Below are 18,311 nucleotides of genomic sequence, written 5' to 3' on the forward strand. Positions count from 1 at the left end.
TAGGCTGGTCACCAATGACAGAACCTTCCGCTCCGGCAGCCCCGCCGCTGGGCGCCTGGCTGGCCGGGCTGTCCGACGAGCGGGTGATCCGCCTGTTGGAGCTGCGTCCGGACCTCGCGCAACCGGCACCGGGCAGCATCGCAGCGCTGGCTGCCCGCGCTGCGGCCCGTCAGTCGGTGAAGGCTGCCACCGACGAGTTGGACTTCCTGCACCTCGCGGTTCTCGACGCCTTGCTCGTGCTGCATGCCGATGCCGCGGCGGTGCCGGTGACCAAGCTGGTCGCCCTGATCGGCGCGCGGGCCGCCGAGCCGGACGTGCTGGCCACGCTCGACGACTTGCGGGAGCGCGCGCTGGTGTGGGGTGATGCCGCGGTGCGGGTCTCCCCGGAGGCTTCGGCGGGCCTGCCCTGGTATCCCGGACAGGTCATCCTCGAAGACACCGCCCGATCCCCCGCCGACATCGGCGCCGCCCTCGACGGACTCGACGAGCCACAGCGCGATCTGTTGGACCGGCTGGTGGCCGGCTCGCCGATCGGCCGCACCCGTGACGCCGCCCCGGGCGCGCCACCGGACCGCCCGGTGCCTCGGCTGCTGGCCGCCGGGTTGCTGCGCCAGATCGACGAGGAGACCGTGATCCTGCCGCGCCAGGTCGGCCAGGTGCTGCGCGGCGAGCAGCCCGGACCGCTGCATCTGGTGGCGCCGGACCCCGTGGTCACCACCACCACGGCCGCCGACGCCGACGCGTCCGCGGCCGGTGCCGTCCTGGACCTGGTCCGTGAGATCGAACTGGTCCTGGAAACACTGTCGGCCGCGCCGGTTCCCGAACTGCGCAGCGGCGGGTTGGGCGTGCGTGAAGCCAAACGGCTGACCAAGCTCACCGGTATCGACGAGGCGCGGCTGGGCCTGATTCTCGAGCTGTCCGCAGCGGCCGGGCTCATCGCCAGCGGCACCCCGGATCCCGAGCCGCCGGACTCCGCGGGTCTGTACTGGGCCCCGACGGTGGCTGCCGACCGCTTCCTGGAAACCCCGAGCGCGGCGCGCTGGTATCTGTTGGCCAGCACCTGGCTGGACCTGCCGGCCCGTCCCGGCCTGATCGGCAGCCGAGGACAGGACGGCAAACCCTATGCCGCACTGTCGGATTCGCTGTACTCCACCGCCGCACCGCTGGATCGCCGGCTTCTGCTCGGCGTGCTCGCCGAGCTGCCGCCGGGCGCCGGTGTCGACGCTGGCCACGTCTCGCAGGCGCTGATCTGGCGGCGGCCACGGTGGGCCGCCCGCCTGCAACCCGACCCGGTCGCACACCTGCTCGACGAGGCCCACTCGCTGGGCCTGGTCGGCCGCGGCGCCTTGAGCACACCGGCGCGGGCACTGCTGGGCGAGGGCGAACCGGCCGCCGTCGCAGCGATGACCAAGGCGCTGCCCGCACCGATCGACCACTTCCTGGTGCAGGCGGACCTGACCGTGGTGGTCCCGGGACCGCTGCAACGCGATCTGGCCGACGAACTGGCGGCGGTGGCCACGGTGGAGTCGGCGGGTGCGGCGATGGTCTACCGGGTCAGCGAACAGTCGATCCGGCATGCGCTCGATACCGGGCGCACCGCGGGCGCACTGCACACGTTCTTCGAGAAGTATTCCAAAACACCTGTCCCACAAGGACTTACCTACCTGATCAACGATGTGGCCCGTCGGCACGGCCAGTTGCGGGTGGGGATGGCATCGTCGTTCCTCCGATGCGAGGACCCCGCACTACTGGCCAGCGCGGTGGCCTCTCCGGCTCTGGAACACCTCGAAGTGCGGCTGCTGGCGCCGACGGTTGCGGTGTCGCAGGCACCGATCGGCGAGGTACTGGCCGGGTTGCGTGCGGCGGGCTTCGTCCCCGCCGCGGAGGACTCCACCGGCGCGATCGTGGACATCCGTCAGCGCGGTGCCCGGGTGCCCGCGCCGCAGCAGCGCCGGGCGTTCCGGTCGCTGCCGAAGCCCAGCGGGGAGACCCTGGCGGCGGTGGTCGCGATGTTGCGAAGGGTGGACTCCCTGCCGTTTGCCAATGTGCGCCTGGACCCGGCGGTGGCGATGGCGCTGCTGCAGCAGGCAGCCGTCGAACACAAGGATGTGGTGATCGGCTACGTCGACGCCGCCGGGGTTGCGACCCAGCGGGTGGTGCGGCCACTGGGGGTCAACGGCGGCCAGTTGGTGGCCTGGGACGAGACCCAGGGCCGGCCGCGCGAGTTCGCTGTGCATCGGGTCACGTCGGTGATGTCAGCCGACGCCGGATAATGGAGCTATGACAACCACGGCGCCGCATGACTGACGGCCCATTGATCGTGCAGTCCGATAAGACCGTCCTGCTCGAGGTAGACCACGAGCAGGCCGGGGCGGCCCGGGCCGCGATCGCCCCGTTCGCCGAACTGGAGCGCGCTCCCGAGCACATCCACACCTATCGCATCACCCCGCTGGCCTTGTGGAATGCGCGCGCCGCGGGCCACGACGCAGAGCAGGTGGTCGACGCGCTGGTCAGCTTCTCCCGCTACGCCGTACCGCAGCCACTGCTGGTCGACATCGTCGACACGATGGCCCGCTACGGCCGTCTGCAGCTGGTCAAACACCCCGCGCACGGGCTGACACTGGTCAGTTTCGACCGCGCGGTGCTCGAAGAGGTTCTGCGCAACAAGAAGATCGCGCCCATGCTGGGCGCCCGCCTCGACGACGACACGGTCGTCGTGCACCCGAGCGAGCGCGGCCGGGTCAAGCAGATGCTGCTCAAGATCGGCTGGCCTGCCGAGGACCTCGCCGGATACGTCAACGGTGAAGCACACCCGATCAGCCTCGAACAGGACGACTGGGAACTTCGCGACTACCAGGAGATGGCGGTCGACTCGTTCTGGGCCGGCGGCTCGGGGGTCGTGGTCCTGCCGTGCGGTGCGGGCAAGACGTTGGTCGGTGCCGCGGCGATGGCCAAGGCGGGTGCGACCACCCTGATCCTGGTCACCAATACCGTGGCCGGACGGCAGTGGAAGCGCGAGCTGATCGCCAGGACCTCGCTCACCGAGGAGGAGATCGGCGAATACTCCGGTGAGCGCAAGGAGATCCGCCCGGTCACCATCGCCACCTACCAGGTGATCACCCGCCGCACCAAGGGCGAGTACCGGCATCTGGAGTTGTTCGACAGCCGCGACTGGGGGCTGATCATCTACGACGAGGTGCATCTGCTGCCCGCCCCGGTGTTCCGGATGACGGCCGATCTGCAGTCCCGGCGCCGGCTCGGCCTCACGGCCACCCTGATCCGGGAGGACGGCCGCGAAGGCGACGTCTTCAGCCTGATCGGCCCGAAGCGCTACGACGCACCGTGGAAGGACATCGAGGCGCAGGGCTGGATCGCTCCCGCGGAATGCATCGAGGTCCGGGTGACGATGACCGACAACGAGCGGATGCTCTACGCGGTCGCCGAACCCGACGAGCGCTACAAGTTGTGCTCGACGGCGCGCTCGAAGATCGCCGTGGTCAAGTCGATCCTGGCCCGCCATCCCCACGAGCCGACGTTGGTGATCGGCGCCTACCTCGACCAGCTCGACGAGTTGGGGGCCGAGCTGGACGCGCCGGTGATCCAGGGGTCGACGAAGAACGCCGAGCGCGAGGCGCTCTTCGACGCATTCCGGCGCGGCGAGGTCCGCACCCTGGTGGTCTCCAAGGTGGCCAACTTCTCCATCGACCTACCGGAAGCTTCGGTGGCCGTCCAGGTTTCGGGAACGTTCGGCTCGCGCCAGGAGGAAGCGCAGCGACTCGGCCGGCTGTTGCGCCCCAAGCACGACGGCGGCGGCGCGGTGTTCTACTCCGTAGTATCCCGTGACAGCCTCGACGCCGAGTACGCCGCACACCGGCAGCGCTTCCTGGCCGAGCAGGGCTACGGCTACGTCATCAGGGACGCTGACGACCTGCTGGGTCCCGCCATCTGAGCACAGTCTCGGGTCACCCACGACGAATCGACCGGGGACGCGTTAGTCTTCGCCACAGTCCAGTGGTCTCCGTCGGTGGGGGGTTCGGTGCGCGCAGCGAGTGTGGTCGGTCGGGTCGGTGGTCTCGCGGTTGCCCTAGGGATAGGTGCGGCCGCGTTCGGCTCGGCGGTGGCCTGGGCGGACAGCCCGTCGTCGGACGCGTCATCGACCCACGGAAGCTCGGCTCGCTCGGCGACCAGCGGTAGTAATCACAGCAGCACCTCCGCCAACCGGGGTCCCGCCGCGGTGTCCGCGGCATCGGCCCGCTCGGCGAAGTTGGCACCCGTTCCGCTGACTATCTCGACTCGGGTGACCGAGGTCGACACCAGCGCCGCCGAGGCGAGCACCGTGGCGACCGCGACCCAGCCGGTGGCGCCGAGCGCTCCGAGCGTTCCGGCCGATTCGCAGCTGGGCTTTGCGCTGGTGGACTTCAACCGGCGCACCGTCGCCACGACCGCGCGTGCGGCCGTCCCGGCTCCGGCCGCCGCCGACACCGGTCTGGTGATGGGTCCCAGCGGGGTGCCGATCCCCTCCGAGGAGTACATCGAGTCGGTCTACAACCTCTACATCAAGTCGAACAACCCCGGCGCCGTGCCGATCGGTCTGTTCACCCCGGAGGGGCTGTACCCGATCACCGGCGTGAAGAGCCTGCCGCTGAATACCTCGGTGGACCAAGGGATCACGATCCTCAAGGATGCGATCAACAGCCAGCTCGCCCTGGGCAATACGCTGACGGTGTTCGGCTACTCGCAGAGCGCCATCATCTCCTCGCTGGTGATGAGCCAGCTGCCCGCCGACACCCCGATCAACTTCGTGCTGGTCGGCAACGAGATGAACCCCGACGGCGGGCTGCTGTCGCGGTTCCCCGGCCTGAGCATGCCCAGCCTGGGCCTCGACTTCTACGGTGCCACACCGGAAGACGCCTTCCCCACCACCAACTACACCCTGGAATACGACGGGTTCGCCGACTTCCCGAAGTACCCGCTGAACTTCCTGTCGGTGCTCAACGCAGGCCTCGGCATCGTGTTCGTCCACACCCAGTACGCCAAGCTCACCCAGGACCAGGTCGACAACGCCATCGCGCTACCGACCACGTCGGCGACACAGCAGTACTACATCATTCCGACCAAGAACCTGCCACTGCTCGAGCCGCTTCGCCTGATTCCGTTGATCGGCAATCCGCTGGCCGACCTGGTGCAGCCGGCGCTGCGGGTGATCGTCAATCTCGGCTACGGCGACCCGAATTACGGCTGGTCAACCACTGGCGACGCCAATGTCGAAGCGCCCTTTGAGTTTCTGCCGAACGTCGACCTCGGCGAGGTCGTCGGTCTGCTGGCCGCCGGGGTGGCCCAGGGCATCAACGACTTCGTCAGCGATTTCGCACCCGGCGGGTCGTTCTGGCAGGAACTCAATTCGATCCACCTGCCCACGCCGGGTCCGATCGCCCTGCCCACCACCCCGGACAGCATCATCACCGCGATCCAGAACGTGACCACCACGGTCGCCGCCGTGATCTCGAACGCCGCCGCCTCGATCTACGCCGCACTGTTGCCGACCGCCGACATCGTCAACGCCATCGTGACCATGCTGCCGGCCTACAACGTCACGCTGTTCCTCGACGGCATCTCCCAGGCCATCCACGGCGACCCGATCGGCGGACTGATCAACGCGATCGGGCGGCCACTGGCCGCCAACGTCGGACTGGTCACCACCGCCGCGTTGATCGAGGTTCTGGTGATCCTGCAGGCGGTTCAGGGCGTGTTCACCATCCCGACCACCACCGCCGGGTAGAGCTACAGCGAAAGTATTGTGGCCGAAGCAGTTCCGGGTGCGCCGTACACCTGGGCCAGCCCGACGCGCGGGCTGCCCGGCACCTGACGATCACCGGCCTCACCGCGCAGCTGGCGCACCAACTCGTGCATCTGGCGCAGGCCAGAGGCCCCGATCGGCTCGCCGTTGGCGATCAGACCGCCGTCGGTGTTGATCGGCAACGAGCCGTGGATCTCGGTTGCGCCGTCGGCCAGCAGCTTCTCCTGCTCGCCGTCGGCACACAGACCCGTCTCGGCCATGTGGATGACTTCGGCACCGGCGTCGGTGTCCTGCAACTGGGCGATGTCGACGTCCTCGGGCCCGATGCCGGCCGCCTCGTAGGCCGCCTTCGCGGCGTAGACGGTCGGCGAGACGTCCTCGTCGAGCGGGGCCGAGGTGCCGTGCACCTCGTAGGCGCCATAGGTGCGGGTACGAATCTCACTGGCCCGCACATAAACCGGCTTGTCGGTGTAGCGGTGGGCGATATCGGCCCGGCACATGATGACTGCGGCCGCGCCTTCGTCGGGAGCACAGAACATGTACTGGCGCAGCGGATAGTTCAGCACCGGTGAGGCCATGATCTCCTCGACCGAGATCTCCTTGCGGCGAAACGCATTGGGGTTCAGCACACCGTTGCGGAAGTTCTTGTTGGCCACCCGCGCCAGCGTCTCCTCGGAGATGTTGTGGTCGTGGAGGTAGCGGTTGGCCTTGATGCCGAAGAACTTCGTGGTGACGAACTGACCGTTCTCGGCATACCACTGCGGCAGTGCAAGTTTGGCCGGATCGTCGGTGAACGCGCCGCGCGGATGCTTGTCGAGCCCGATGGCGATACCGATGTCGTACTTACCGAGCCGAATCGTGTCGGCGGTCTGCTGGATGGCGCTGGCCGCGGTGGCGCACGCGTTGAAGACGTTGGTGAACGTGATTCCGGTCAGGCCCACCAGGCGGGTGACCGCATCCGGATTGGACACCTCGTAGCTACCGCCGAAGCCGAACTGGATGTCCTTCCACTGCACACCGGCGTCGGTGAGGGCGGCCTGGATGGCCTCGGCGCCCATCTGCATGGCGGTCTTGTCGAACCGGCCGAACGGGTGCAGGCCCACGCCGATGATGGCGACGTCGTTGGTCATGACTTGAGTTCCTCTCGGCTCAGACCGGCTGGAAGGCGAAGGTGACGATCTCGTTGCCGTCGGCGTCGGTGGCGAACGGGATCATGGTCAACTCGACGTCCATCCCCCACTGGAGCTTGGCGGGGTCGTTCTCGGTCAGCCGGCCCTCGACACGCACCACGGCTTCTTCCCCAAGGCCGAGTTGGACCAGGCCGACCCCGAACGGGACGAAGTCCTTACCGGTGGGGCCGATGTAGGGCGCACCGGGGGCGAAGCCCTGCGTGGTCCAGGCCACCAGAGTCCCCTGCCGCGGCAGCATGACCTCGGCCATGTCGCCGGCACTGCACTGCGGGCAGCGCTCCTGGCGGGGGAAGACCACCGCGGCGCAACTCCCGCATTTACTGCCGATGAGCTGCGGGTTCTCCTGTGGCCATGTGGAGATTTCGGGGGCCAGGGCCTTCTGCATAGCTGCGATCCTCCGTCGACTCGGTAGGCGGATCGTACAACACAGTTAGCGCTTTATGGAAACCCCATTCTCATTTGCGTGCATGTGCTTCTCACGCAAGCGCGGGGATGACCTCGCGCTCGAAGAGCTCGATGCCGGACCGGTCGTAAGCGGCCTCCGGGAAGTAGCAGATGACGTACTCGCAGCCCAGCTCCCGCAGCGTCGTCAGGCTCTCCACCACCTGCTCGGGGGTGCCCGCCGCCGAGCCGGGCGCGCTGAACATGGACAGCATCGCATCGGCCGCATCGTCCCCGCAGACACCGGCCAGCCGCTCACGCACCCGCTGGATCCGCTGCGCGACGTCGGCATCGCTGCTGCCCAGGATCGCGTTGACGTTCGCCGACCGTACGATCGCGCCGAAATCGGTGCCGACCTCGCCGCAGTGTTCGGCGAGCACCTGCGACTTGTGCCGGAATCCGTCGGGATCGGAGGTGAAATTGGTGTACTGCGCGTACTTGGCGGCGATCTTGAGCGTCACCTTCTCACCGCCACCGGCGATCCACAATGGAATCCCGTCCTGCTGCAAAGGCTTTGGGGCCACGATCGCGCCGTCGACCTGATAGTGCTTGCCGGTGAAGCTCACCCGCCCGTCTCGCCACGCGTCGCGCATGATCTGCACGCCTTCGTCGAGGCGGGCCAGTCGCGCACCGGCCGAAGGGAATCCGTATCCATAGGCACGCCATTCGTGCTCGTACCAGCCGCCACCGATGCCCATCTGCACGCGACCGCTGGAGATGATGTCGGTGGTGGCCGCGACCTTGGCCAGGTACGCCGGGTTGCGGTAGCTCATCGCCGTGCACATCTGGCCGAGCTTGATCCGCGATGTGGTCGCGGCGTAGGCGGCCATCAGCGTCCACGCCTCATGGGTGGCCTCGTCGGTGGGGACGGGCACGGTGTGGAAGTGGTCGTAGACCCACAACGAGTCCCATGGGCCGTTGTCCGCATGCGTGGCCAGGTCGCTCATGACCTGCCAGTGCTTGTCGGTGGGAATGCCGACCAGGTCCAGCCGCCAGCCCTGTGGGATGAAGAGTCCGAAGCGCATAGCCTTCGACTCTACGGGCGCCGCCGGATTGGGCAACCCTCAGTGTGAGTACAGCGCCGCCACGTCGCGAAGGCTCACTTTGAGCGACTGAGTGCGGGGCAGTTCTCCGACGACGGCGACGCCGACCGGCACGCAGTGTTTGGGCAACTGCTCGCGCACCAGCGCCATCAGCTCCTCCGGTGACGGTGCCGCGGCACCCGGCAGGGTCTCCACCGCGGCGAAGGGCACCTCACCCAGCCGGCCATCGGGCACGCCGACCACCGCGGCATCGCGCACGCCGGGGTGCGAAACCAGCACGTGCCGAACGATTTCCGGCAGAACTTTGAAGCCGCCCCGGTTGATGGCGCCGTCGGCGCGGCCGTGCAGGGTGATGAAGCCGTCGGCGTCGATCGAGGCGAGGTCGTTGGTCCGGATCCAGTCGGGGCTGATGGTCGCGATCCGCGCTTCCAACACACCCTGTTCGCCGGTCGGCACCGCGGCCGCCGTCTGCGGGTCGATGATGCGCACCTCGGTGTCGGGCAGCACCCGCCCCGAGCTGGCCCGCTTGAGCGCACCGAACTCGCGATACAGCTCAGGCGTCCACGTGCACACGGAACCCGCGAATTCCGTTGCGCCATAAGCTAGTAGAACCGGAACGCCGTACCGCTGTTCGAAGGCGTCCCGGGTCTCGGCGTCCAGCGGCCCCGACGCACTCACCACGTAGTCGAGCGTGGCGAGGTCCTCGCGCGGCAGGTCGGCCTCCACCAGCATCCGCACCGCTGCCGGTTGCAGCCCGCTGCGCCGGATGCCGTACGCCTTGACCACCCTGACCCATTCGGTCACCGAGAACTTCTCCAGCAGGGCGATGCGCTTACCGATGTAGGCCCCGGTGATCAGTTGGCAGACTCCACCGATGCCGCCCAGCGGCCAGTACATGAGCTCCGGCGGATCGTCGGCGGACGCGGTCGGGCCTGCCACGCTGTAGACCGTGTGTTCCAGCACCGACGCCGGAATGTCATGTCGCTTGGGCGGTCCGGTGGTGCCGCTGGTGAGCACCCGCAGCCCGGCCGACCCGTCGCGCCCGGCGTCGGCCAGCTCAGCGCTGACCCGTTCGAGGCCGGTCACACGGTCGACGGCGGGCGGGTGCAGCGACACCGCGATACCGGCGGTTCCCGTCCGCCGGGCGGCCTCGACGACCGGTTCGGTCCAGTCCTCGCGGTCGGCGATGATGGCGGCCGGACGAAGCTGCTCGATGTCTCGGCCGATGCCGTGCGGAGTTTGGTAGGAGTAGACCATCGACACCCAGCGCCCGGCGGCGAGCAGGCCGACCACTGCCGCGGCGTGCGGCGGCCGGTTGCGCGCCACCACCGCGACCGTGGCACCGTCGGCGACTCCCGCGTCGCGCAGCGCCCCGCCGATGCTGTCGATATAGGCGCTGATCTCGTCACCGCGCCACCAGCGGCCCTCGAACTCGATGCAGGGGGCGTCACGGTATCCGGCCAGGCTGGCGGCGAGCGCGCTACGGAATTCGCCGGCGCCGTCGCTCATGCCGCCACGCTAACCCGATACGCACCGCGCAACGCAAAGGTCCCCGAAACAGGACTGTTTCGGGGACCTTGCGTCTCGTGCCTAGAGCAGGGAGGCCGGCGGGTTGAAGCGGTCGCCGTACTTGGCGGCCAACTCCTTGGCCCGCGCCACGAACCCGGCCTTACCGCCATGCGGGTAGCCGACGATCAGCTGCGCAGCACCACCGGTCCACGGCGGGAAGCCGATGCCCATGATGGAGCCGATGTTGGCGTCGGCGGTCGTGGTGATCACGCCCTCGTCGAAGCACTTCTGGGTTTCCAGCGCCTCGGCGAACAGCATCCGGTCGATCATGTCCTGCAGCGGCGGCTGCGAGCTGCCGGAGTTGAACGTCTCCCGCAGCCCGGGCCACAGCTGGGTCCGCTTGCCGTCGACGTACTCGTAGAAACCGGCACCGGAAAGCCGTGAGGGACGGCCGGCCTCGATCATCTTCTCGACGACTGCCTCGGCCGGGTGCGGCGCGTAGGTGCCGCCCGCCTCTTCGACAGCCTTGCGGGTGGCGGCGGCGATCTTGTGCATGAGCTCCAGGTTGAGCTCGTCGGACAGCTGCAGCGGCGGGGCCGGGTACCCGGCTTGGGAACCCGCGTGCTCGATCGACGCCGGCTCGACGCCCTCGCCGAGCATCGCCAGCGCTTCGTTGACGAAGGTGCCGATGACGCGGCTGGTGTAGAAGCCGCGGCTGTCGTTGACGACGATCGGGGTCTTGCCGATGGCCAGGGTGTAGTCGAACACCCGGGCCAGCGCCTCGTCAGAGGTCTTCTCGCCCTTGATGATCTCCACCAGCGGCATCTTGTCGACCGGTGAGAAGAAGTGGATGCCGATGAAATCGTCTTGGCGCTTCACCCCCGTCGCCAGCTCGGTGATGGGCAGCGTCGAGGTGTTCGAGCCCAGCAGCGCGTTGGGTTCGACGATGTCCTCGATCTCCTGGAACACCTTGTGCTTGAGCTCGACCGACTCGAACACGGCCTCGATGACGAAGTCGACGCCCTTGAAGTCGGCGGCATCCGCCGTCGGGGTGATCCTTGCCAGCAGCGCGTCGGAGCGCTCCTTGCTGGTCTTGCCACGCTCGAGTGCCTTGGCCTCGATCTTCTCGGAGTAGGCCTTGCCCTTCTGCGCGGCCTCGATCGTGACGTCCTTGAGCACGACGTCGAAACCGGCCTTGGCCGAGACATAGGCGATGCCCGCGCCCATCATGCCGGCGCCCAGGACGCCGATCTTGGTGATCGGGGTCTTGCCGATGCCCTCGGGCCGCGAGCCACCGGAGTTGATGGCCTGCAGGTCGAAGAAGAACGCCTGGATCATGTTCTTGGCGATCGGGCCGGTGACCAGCTCGGTGAAGTAGCGGCTCTCGACGCGGGTCGCGGTCTCGAAGTCCACCTGCGCACCCTCGACGGCCGCGGCCAGGATGTTGCGCGGGGCGGGCATCGGTGCACCCTTGAGCTGCTTGCGCAGCAGCGACGGGAACGACGGCAGGATCGCCGCGAGCGCCGGGCTGCTCGGGAGGCCGCCGGGCATCTTGTAACCCTTGGCATCCCACGGCTGGGTGTGGGCATCGGGGTTGGCCTTGATCCACGCCTTGGCGGCCGGGATCAGTTCCTCCACGCTGCCGACCAGCTCGTCGACCAGACCGTTGTCCTTGGCGGCGGCCGGCTTGAACCGGGTGCCCTGGCTCAGGACGTTGACGAACGCGTTCTGGATGCCCAGCATCCGGACCGTGCGGGCCACGCCGCCGCCACCGGGCAGCAGACCCAGGGTGACCTCGGGCAGGCCGATCTGCACACCCTTGACGTCGGCGACGATGCGGTGATGGGTGGCCAGTGCGATCTCCAGGCCACCACCCAGGGCGGCGCCGTTGATAGCCGCGACGACCGGGACGCCCAGGGTCTCCAGCGCACGCAGGTCGCGCTTGATGTCCTCGACCTCGTCAAAGATCTCACCGGCGTTCTCCGGGCCGGCATTGATCATGCTCTTGAGGTCACCGCCCGCGAAGAAGGTCTTCTTGCCGCTGGTGATCACCACACCGGTGATCGAATCCTTCTCCGCAACAAGGCGTTCGACAGCCTTGTGCATGGATTCCTTGTAATGCTCGTTCATCACGTTGGCCGAACCTGTCGGGTCGTCCAGCGTCAGCGTGACGATGCCGTCGGCATCCTTGTCCCACGCAATTGTGTTCTCTGCCATAAGTTTTCCTTACACTCGCTCGATGATGGTGGCCACGCCCATGCCGCCGCCGATGCACAACGTGATCAGCGCGCGCTTGGCGCCGCGGCGCTCCAGCTCGTCGACCATGGTGCCGGTGATCATGGCGCCGGTGGCGCCCAGCGGGTGACCCATCGCGATGGCGCCGCCGTTGACATTGAGCTTCTCGCTGGGGATGTTCAGGTCCTTCTGGAACTTCAGCACCACCGAGGCGAACGCCTCGTTGAGCTCGAACAGGTCGATGTCGTCGACGGTCAGGCCGGCGCGGGCCAGAACCTTCTCGGTGGCCGGGGTGGGCCCGGTGAGCATGATGGTCGCGTCGGCGCCGGTGGTCGCGGTGGCCACCACGCGGGCACGCGGGGTCAGGCCCTGGGACTTGCCCGCACTTTCCGAACCGATGAGCACGAGGGCGGCGCCGTCGACGATGCCCGAGCTGTTGCCGCCGGTGTGCACGTGGTTGATCTTCTCGACCCAGTGGTACTTCTGCAGCGCCACATCGTCGAAGCCGGCCATGGCGGCCAGGCCCTCGAACGCGGACTTCAGCTTGCCGAGGCTCTCCACCGTGGTGCCGGGGCGCATGTGCTCGTCGTGGTCGAGGATCACCAGGCCGTTCTGGTCGCGGACCGGGACCACCGACTTGGCGAAGTAGCCACCGGACCACGCCGCAGCGGCGCGTTCCTGGGACTGGGCGGCGTAGGCGTCGACGTCCTCGCGGGAGAAGCCCTCGATGGTGGCGATCAGGTCTGCGCCGATGCCCTGGGGGGCGATGTAGTTGTCGAAGGTGAAGGGGATGTCGGTGAACATCGCGCCGCCGTCAGACCCCATCGGGATGCGGCTCATCGACTCGACACCACCGGCGAGCACCAGGTCGTCCCAGCCAGAGCGCACCTTCTGTGCGGCGGTGTTGACGGCCTCCAGGCCCGAGGCGCAGAACCGGTTGAGCTGCACGCCACCGACGGTGTCTGGCATGCCGGCCGCCAGCACCGCGGTGCGCGCGATGTCGCCGCCCTGATCGCCCACCGGCGAGACGCAGCCCAGGATGACGTCGCTGATCAGGCTCTCGTCGAGGTCGGGGAATCGCGAGCGCAGCTCCTCAATCAGACCGACGACCAGGTTGAGCGGCTTGACCTCGGTCAGCGAGCCGCCCCGCTGCTTGCCGCGAGGCGTGCGAATGGCCTCGTAGATGAAGGCTTCTTCGGACATGGTTGTTGCCCCTTCTGTCCTTTTCGGAGTGTTTGGATCCGGCTCCTCGGAGCCTAGACCTCTGTACTGGCACCCTAACAGGCCGTTCGGCCAACCTGTTGGTTGGGACTCTGAGCTGGGGTTAGCCCCCTGGGGCCGCGGTCGGCACGCTTAGGCTCAGCGCATGACGGATCCCCATGCCGCCGGCCCGGCGACGGTCCAGCGGCTGCAGCCCTATGCGGTCAATATCTTCGCCGCGATGTCGGCGCTTGCCGCGCGCCTCGACGCGGTGAACCTCGGTCAGGGCTTCCCCGACGAGGACGGCCCGATCGGAATGCTCGAAGCCGCCCAGAAGGCCATCGCCGACGGCGTGAACCAGTACCCGCCCGGTGCCGGCATCCTGCCGTTGCGGCAAGCCGTCGCCGCGCAGCGCAAGCGCCGATACGGCATGGAGTTCGACCCGGAGAACGGCGTGCTCATCACCGTCGGCGCCTCCGAGGCGATCGCCGCCTCGGTGCTCGGCCTCGTCGAGCCGGGCTCCGACGTCCTGGTGATCGAGCCTGCTTTCGACACCTACGCGCCCGTCATCGCGATGGCCGGGTGCAATCGGGTCACCGTTCCGCTGGCACCGCACGGTCGCGGCTTCGCACTCGACGTCGATGCCCTGCGGGCCGCCCTCACTCCCCGAACCCGGGCGGTGATCGTCAACTCGCCACACAACCCGACCGGCATGGTGCTCTCCGACCGCGACCTGCGCGCATTGGCCGGGTTCGCGGTCGAGGCTGATCTGCTGGTGATCAGCGACGAGGTCTACGAGCACCTGGTGTACGACGGCACGCGGCACCTACCGATCGCCACCTATCCCGGCATGGCCGAGCGCACCGTGACGATCTCCAGTGCGGCGAAGATGTTCAACTGCACCGGCTGGAAGATCGGCTGGGCGTGCGGCGCGCCGGAACTGATCGCCGGGGTGCGGGCGGCCAAGCAGTACCTCTCCTATGTCGGCGGTGCGCCGTTTCAGCCCGCGGTGGCCTACGCGCTCAACGCCGAGGACGCCTGGGTCGACGCCTTGCGCGACTCGCTTGAAGCCAAACGGGACCGGCTCGCCGGCGCCCTGGCCGATCTCGGCTTTGCCGTGCACGACAGCGCGGGTACCTACTTCCTGTGTGCCGACCCGCGGCCGCTGGGCTATTCCGACAGTGCCGCGTTCTGCGCCGAGTTGCCGGCCCGCGCCGGTGTGGCAGCGATCCCGATGTCAGCATTCTGCGATCCGCACTCCGGGCATGCCGACCAGTGGAATCACCTGGTGCGCTTCGCATTCTGCAAACGCGATGCCACGTTGGACGAGGCGATCAGGCGTCTGGGTGTGCTGCGCGCATAACGTGCGCACGCAGACCCTCGGTCGCCGCCTGAAGGACCGTCTTCTTGGCACGCTTGACCAGAAACTCCGGCAACGGCGCCGAGGGTTCCATCGTGATATCGAAACGCACCCGGGTCCGGCCGGCTTCGGGATGAAGCGTGTACTCGACGTGCTGGGCATGCTGTTGGGCGGTGCGGTCGGCGTCCCAGACCACCCAGTCGCGACCCCAGTGGTATTCGAGCATCTCGTGGTCGACCAGCCCGAGAATCTTGACGGTGACCCGGACGTGGTGCGGGCGCCCGTCGGCGTAGCGGTCCACCACGTGGGCGTGCTTGTGCACCGACGACCACGTCGGCACGGCCTCGACGTCGGCAAGCGCGTCGAGGATGGTCTCCGGCGCGGCGTCGATCACGATCTCTCGCGATGCTCGAACCGCCACAGGGCCAATCTAGCCAGCCCGCGGTGCGCCCGGTGAGCTTTGCCGGAAGGGTCTGTCTACCAACCTATTTCGTCGATCGGGGTGGAGTCCCGAGGGGGTGAGCCGACCGGACCGGGCCGGCTCCTGGAGAACCGTGGTGCTGGCGCGGCCTGGGTGGTTCCGCCGACGTCGACCAGGGTGCCGCGCTCGCGCAAGTGCGCGCTGGCGGCGGCTTCGGTCCAGTCGAGAACCGGCGTGACACACGCGTCGGTCCCGGCGAAGATCGCGGCCCATTCGTCGCGGGTCTTGGCGGCGAAGCGCTCGGTGAAGATCCGCGCCATCTCCGGCCGACCAGCGATGTCAGACTGGGCCGGCACCTCATCAGCTGAAAGACCAAGCCCGGCAATCAGTTCGGCGAAGAACTGCGGTTCGATCGAACCGACGGCCATGTACTCGCCGTCGGCCGTCCGGTAGGTGCGGTAGTACGGACAGCTGCCGTCGAGCATGAACGATTCGCGTTCGTCGGACAGCCGGCCCGTCGACTTGATCGTCCACATGGCCTGGGCCAGCACGCTGACACCGTCGACCATCGCCGCGTCGACCACCTGACCCTGACCCGAGCGCTCCCGCTCGTAGAGCGCGGCGACGATACCCAGCAGCACCAGCATCGAGCCGCCACCGAAATCGGCAACCAGGTTCAGCGGCACCACCGGAGGGCGGTCGCGGTATCCGATCGCGTTCAGCGCGCCGGTCTGCGAGAGGTAGTTGATGTCGTGGCCGGCCGTCGAGGCCAGCGGACCGTCCTGACCCCACCCGGTCATGCGGGCGAAGATCAGCCGCGGGTTGACGGCCGCACACTGTTCGGGGCCGATTCCCAGCCGCTCGCAGGTGCCGGGGCGAAAGCAGTCCAGCAGCACGTCGGCCTTGGCCACCAGATCCAGCAGCGCCTGCCGCTGCGACTTCATGTCCAGGTCGACGACGCGCTTGCCGCGGTGGAACAGGTCGATATGTTCGGCGGGCATGGCCATTCCCCCTCTGGGCCTGCGCACCCGCACCACGTCGGCGCCAAGGTCGGACAACACCATCGCGGCGTGCGGTCCCGGCCCGATCCCGCCCAGCTCGACAACTCTCACCCCGGCGAGGGGCCCGGAACCAGTCACGCGATCAAGTTAACTCAGCCGTCCTTCTTCACCTTCAGGACCTGCTTGCGCAAGCCGTCGGTGGCGGTCTCCATCGCACCCTTGATCGTGCGCTTGACCACGAAGCCGGGCAGCGGAACGGACAGGTCGATGCTGAGGTCGAACCGCACCTTGGTCTTGTCCCCGGCCGGCGTCAGCGTGTACGAGGCGTCCTGGGAGCGCAACTGCCCGGCCTTGATCAGCGTCCAGCTCGCACTGCTGTCGGTCCAGCTGTATTCGACGATCTGCTCGTCGGTCAGGCCCGCGGCCTTGATCTTCATCTTGACCTGGCGGGGCCTGCCGTCGTCGTAGGCGTCGAGCACCTCGGCACTCTGGTACTGCGGCGACCAGGTCGGTGTCGACTCGACGTCGGCGATCACGTCGAGGATCTCCTCGGGTGTCGCTTCGATGACCACTTCGCGGGAATCTTTGACTGCCATGGCGTGACCATAGCGAGGCGGCTGCGCCGGTGGACCGGATTGGCCATCGACGTCCGGCGCCCCGACTAGGACGGCGGGGTCAGCATCGACTGCCAGGTCTTGTTCTGCGGGTGGGCCAGGTCAGCCTGGGTGTACTGCTTGCCGTCCGGGCCGACGTAGGTGCCGGTGGCGGGATCGTAGGGAACGTAGGCCACCGGTGGTGCGGTGCCGGTGCCCTGCGGCGGCGCCACCCGCGGGTCGGCGCCCGGCGGGTACTGCGGCACACCCTGGCCGGAGAACGTCGCGTTGGGGTCACCCTTCCAGTTGAAGCCGTCATTGAGCGGCACGTAGTTCTCGTCGCTCTCGCACATCTCGATCGTCGGCGCCCGCTTCCAGGGCTTGGTCTCGCACGGGATGTTGCGCACGCCACGGACATTCATGTCGGAGTCCTGCGGGATCCGGCAGTACAGATCGCCGGCCGGACGTTCGGGATAGTCGACGTCCGACGCCGAGCGCTGCTGGTCCACCGGCAGGAACCCGGTGTTGCATGGCGGCGGCAGGTTGAGGTTGAGATTGAAATCGAGATAGATGCCCCGGTAGGACTGCTTGACTCCGGAGTCCGCCACGGCGATCGCCGACATCACGGCCGTGCCCTGCGGGAAGAGCACCAGAAGTTGCTCGAGGTCGTTGCGATAGGTGACCGCGATGTCACCGAGGCTCACCAGGTTGGCCAGCAGCACGGGCAACGTCGGTGCCACCCTGTCGAACAGCGCGCGGCCCTCGTCAAGTCCTGGACCACCGACCCGCAGCAGGTCGGCGAACGCCGCGTCCTGATCTTTGAACTGCCCGGTGATCGAGGCCATCCGGGCCGCCCAGACGGCGATCGAGTCCGATGTGCGGACTTGGGATTCGAGCACCGGCGGCGACTGGTCGATCAACTGGGTCAGCGGCCCGACGGTCTTGCCGCCCTCGATCGCGAGCGCGGTCGACCCGTCGACGATGCGGGCCAACTCGGGACCCAGCCCGCCGACGGCTTTGGCGGCCTCGTCGACGACGGTGCGCAGGTTTTCCTGCGGGATCGCCTGCAGCGCCGTGTTGGTGGCATCGAGCAGCTTGCCGATATCGGGTGGGGTCTGCACTTCGGCAGCCGGTATGACGTCACCGTCGCGCAGCTTCGGCCCGGCACCGGCCTTGGGGGTCAGTTCGAGGAACTGCTCGCCGACGGCTGAGCGGCTGTGTACGGCCGCCTCGATTGGGGTGGGGATCGGCGTAGCGGAGTCCAGGTCGAGCACGGCACGCACACCGTCGCCGGTGACGTCGATCGACTCGACCCGGCCCACCTCGGTGCCGCGATAGGTGACCACCGAAGTCGGGTACAGCCCACCGGATTTCGGAAGGTCGACGGTGACCGTGTACCGGCCGATGCCCAGCAGAGCGGGCACCTTGATGAACCCGAACGCCATGATGCTGACCGATATCACCGTGATGGTCGCGAGGACTCCCAGCTGGATCCACACCGGGCGGGGCAGACGCAGCATG

The 18,311-nt window shown here is 68.0% G+C and carries 14 protein-coding genes; 4 read left to right on the top strand and 10 right to left on the bottom strand.

Annotation, left to right across the window (positions count from 1 at the left end; all coding sequences use genetic code 11):
- Positions 1–14: 14 nt before the first annotated feature.
- The 3 genes from OG976_RS09115 to OG976_RS09125 all read left to right on the top strand — a co-directional run bounded on the left by OG976_RS09115 (position 15) and on the right by OG976_RS09125 (position 5,779).
- Entirely contained in the window at positions 15–2,273 is a 2,259-nt protein-coding gene (locus tag OG976_RS09115; RefSeq protein WP_328360828.1) for a helicase-associated domain-containing protein, read from the top strand.
- Between the two features lie 26 nt (positions 2,274–2,299).
- Entirely contained in the window at positions 2,300–3,949 is a 1,650-nt protein-coding gene (locus OG976_RS09120; protein WP_328360831.1) for a DNA repair helicase XPB, read from the top strand.
- An 87-nt stretch (positions 3,950–4,036) separates the two neighbouring features.
- Positions 4,037–5,779: a PE-PPE domain-containing protein gene (locus OG976_RS09125; protein WP_328360834.1), complete on the top strand. Its 1,743-nt coding sequence runs from the start codon at positions 4,037–4,039 to the stop codon at positions 5,777–5,779.
- A gap of 2 nt (positions 5,780–5,781) precedes the next feature.
- Here the strand turns inward: OG976_RS09125 and OG976_RS09130 are convergent, their stop codons facing one another.
- From OG976_RS09130 to OG976_RS09155, 6 genes are all read right to left on the bottom strand, one after another.
- Positions 5,782–6,927, bottom strand: a complete 1,146-nt coding sequence (locus tag OG976_RS09130; RefSeq protein ID WP_328360837.1) for a thiolase family protein — start codon at positions 6,925–6,927, stop codon at positions 5,782–5,784.
- 19 nt (positions 6,928–6,946) lie between these two features.
- Positions 6,947–7,372: a Zn-ribbon domain-containing OB-fold protein gene (locus OG976_RS09135; protein WP_328360840.1), complete on the bottom strand. Its 426-nt coding sequence runs from the start codon at positions 7,370–7,372 to the stop codon at positions 6,947–6,949.
- Positions 7,373–7,463: 91 nt separating this feature from the next.
- A complete protein-coding gene (locus OG976_RS09140; RefSeq protein WP_328360843.1) occupies positions 7,464–8,453 on the bottom strand; it encodes an LLM class F420-dependent oxidoreductase in 990 nt (329 codons plus the stop codon).
- Between the two features lie 39 nt (positions 8,454–8,492).
- A complete protein-coding gene (locus tag OG976_RS09145) occupies positions 8,493–9,980 on the bottom strand; it encodes a class I adenylate-forming enzyme family protein (RefSeq protein WP_328360846.1) in 1,488 nt (495 codons plus the stop codon).
- A gap of 81 nt (positions 9,981–10,061) precedes the next feature.
- Positions 10,062–12,197, bottom strand: a complete 2,136-nt coding sequence (locus tag OG976_RS09150) for a 3-hydroxyacyl-CoA dehydrogenase NAD-binding domain-containing protein (protein WP_328360849.1) — start codon at positions 12,195–12,197, stop codon at positions 10,062–10,064.
- 9 nt (positions 12,198–12,206) lie between these two features.
- Positions 12,207–13,418 carry an acetyl-CoA C-acetyltransferase gene (locus OG976_RS09155; RefSeq protein WP_328360852.1) on the bottom strand — a complete coding sequence of 404 codons (1,212 nt, stop codon included), beginning with the start codon at positions 13,416–13,418 and terminating at the stop codon, positions 12,207–12,209.
- 163 nt (positions 13,419–13,581) lie between these two features.
- Between OG976_RS09155 and OG976_RS09160 the strand changes: the two genes are divergently transcribed.
- The gene (locus OG976_RS09160) at positions 13,582–14,778 is read left to right on the top strand and encodes a pyridoxal phosphate-dependent aminotransferase (RefSeq protein ID WP_328360855.1); all 1,197 of its coding nucleotides are present in this window, start codon (positions 13,582–13,584) and stop codon (positions 14,776–14,778) included.
- On the opposite strand, the gene OG976_RS09165 is transcribed toward OG976_RS09160, so the two are convergent.
- From OG976_RS09165 to OG976_RS09180, 4 genes are all read right to left on the bottom strand, one after another.
- Positions 14,750–15,196: an SRPBCC family protein gene (locus OG976_RS09165; RefSeq protein WP_328360859.1), complete on the bottom strand. Its 447-nt coding sequence runs from the start codon at positions 15,194–15,196 to the stop codon at positions 14,750–14,752. The genes OG976_RS09160 and OG976_RS09165 overlap by 29 nt on opposite strands.
- A 56-nt stretch (positions 15,197–15,252) precedes the next feature.
- Positions 15,253–16,335 carry a CaiB/BaiF CoA transferase family protein gene (locus tag OG976_RS09170; RefSeq protein ID WP_328360862.1) on the bottom strand — a complete coding sequence of 361 codons (1,083 nt, stop codon included), beginning with the start codon at positions 16,333–16,335 and terminating at the stop codon, positions 15,253–15,255.
- Between the two features lie 14 nt (positions 16,336–16,349).
- A complete protein-coding gene (locus OG976_RS09175) occupies positions 16,350–16,793 on the bottom strand; it encodes an SRPBCC family protein (RefSeq protein ID WP_328360865.1) in 444 nt (147 codons plus the stop codon).
- A gap of 65 nt (positions 16,794–16,858) precedes the next feature.
- Complete coding sequence (locus OG976_RS09180) at positions 16,859–18,310, bottom strand: MlaD family protein (protein WP_328360868.1); 1,452 nt, start codon at positions 18,308–18,310, stop codon at positions 16,859–16,861.
- Position 18,311: the final 1 nt, after the last annotated feature.

It is taken from the genome of Mycobacterium sp. NBC_00419, from assembly GCF_036023875.1.
Lineage (GTDB): Bacteria > Actinomycetota > Actinomycetes > Mycobacteriales > Mycobacteriaceae > Mycobacterium.

Coding starts and splice junctions, on each gene's coding strand:
- OG976_RS09140 (WP_328360843.1), bottom strand. CDS start 8,453: ATGCGCTTCGGACTCTTCATCCCACAGGGCTGGCGGCTGGACCTGGTC.
- OG976_RS09160 (WP_328360855.1), top strand. CDS start 13,582: ATGACGGATCCCCATGCCGCCGGCCCGGCGACGGTCCAGCGGCTGCAG.
- OG976_RS09135 (WP_328360840.1), bottom strand. CDS start 7,372: ATGCAGAAGGCCCTGGCCCCCGAAATCTCCACATGGCCACAGGAGAAC.
- OG976_RS09120 (WP_328360831.1), top strand. CDS start 2,300: ATGACTGACGGCCCATTGATCGTGCAGTCCGATAAGACCGTCCTGCTC.
- OG976_RS09115 (WP_328360828.1), top strand. CDS start 15: ATGACAGAACCTTCCGCTCCGGCAGCCCCGCCGCTGGGCGCCTGGCTG.
- OG976_RS09130 (WP_328360837.1), bottom strand. CDS start 6,927: ATGACCAACGACGTCGCCATCATCGGCGTGGGCCTGCACCCGTTCGGC.
- OG976_RS09175 (WP_328360865.1), bottom strand. CDS start 16,793: ATGGCAGTCAAAGATTCCCGCGAAGTGGTCATCGAAGCGACACCCGAG.
- OG976_RS09155 (WP_328360852.1), bottom strand. CDS start 13,418: ATGTCCGAAGAAGCCTTCATCTACGAGGCCATTCGCACGCCTCGCGGC.
- OG976_RS09180 (WP_328360868.1), bottom strand. CDS start 18,310: ATGCTGCGTCTGCCCCGCCCGGTGTGGATCCAGCTGGGAGTCCTCGCG.
- OG976_RS09145 (WP_328360846.1), bottom strand. CDS start 9,980: ATGAGCGACGGCGCCGGCGAATTCCGTAGCGCGCTCGCCGCCAGCCTG.
- OG976_RS09150 (WP_328360849.1), bottom strand. CDS start 12,197: ATGGCAGAGAACACAATTGCGTGGGACAAGGATGCCGACGGCATCGTC.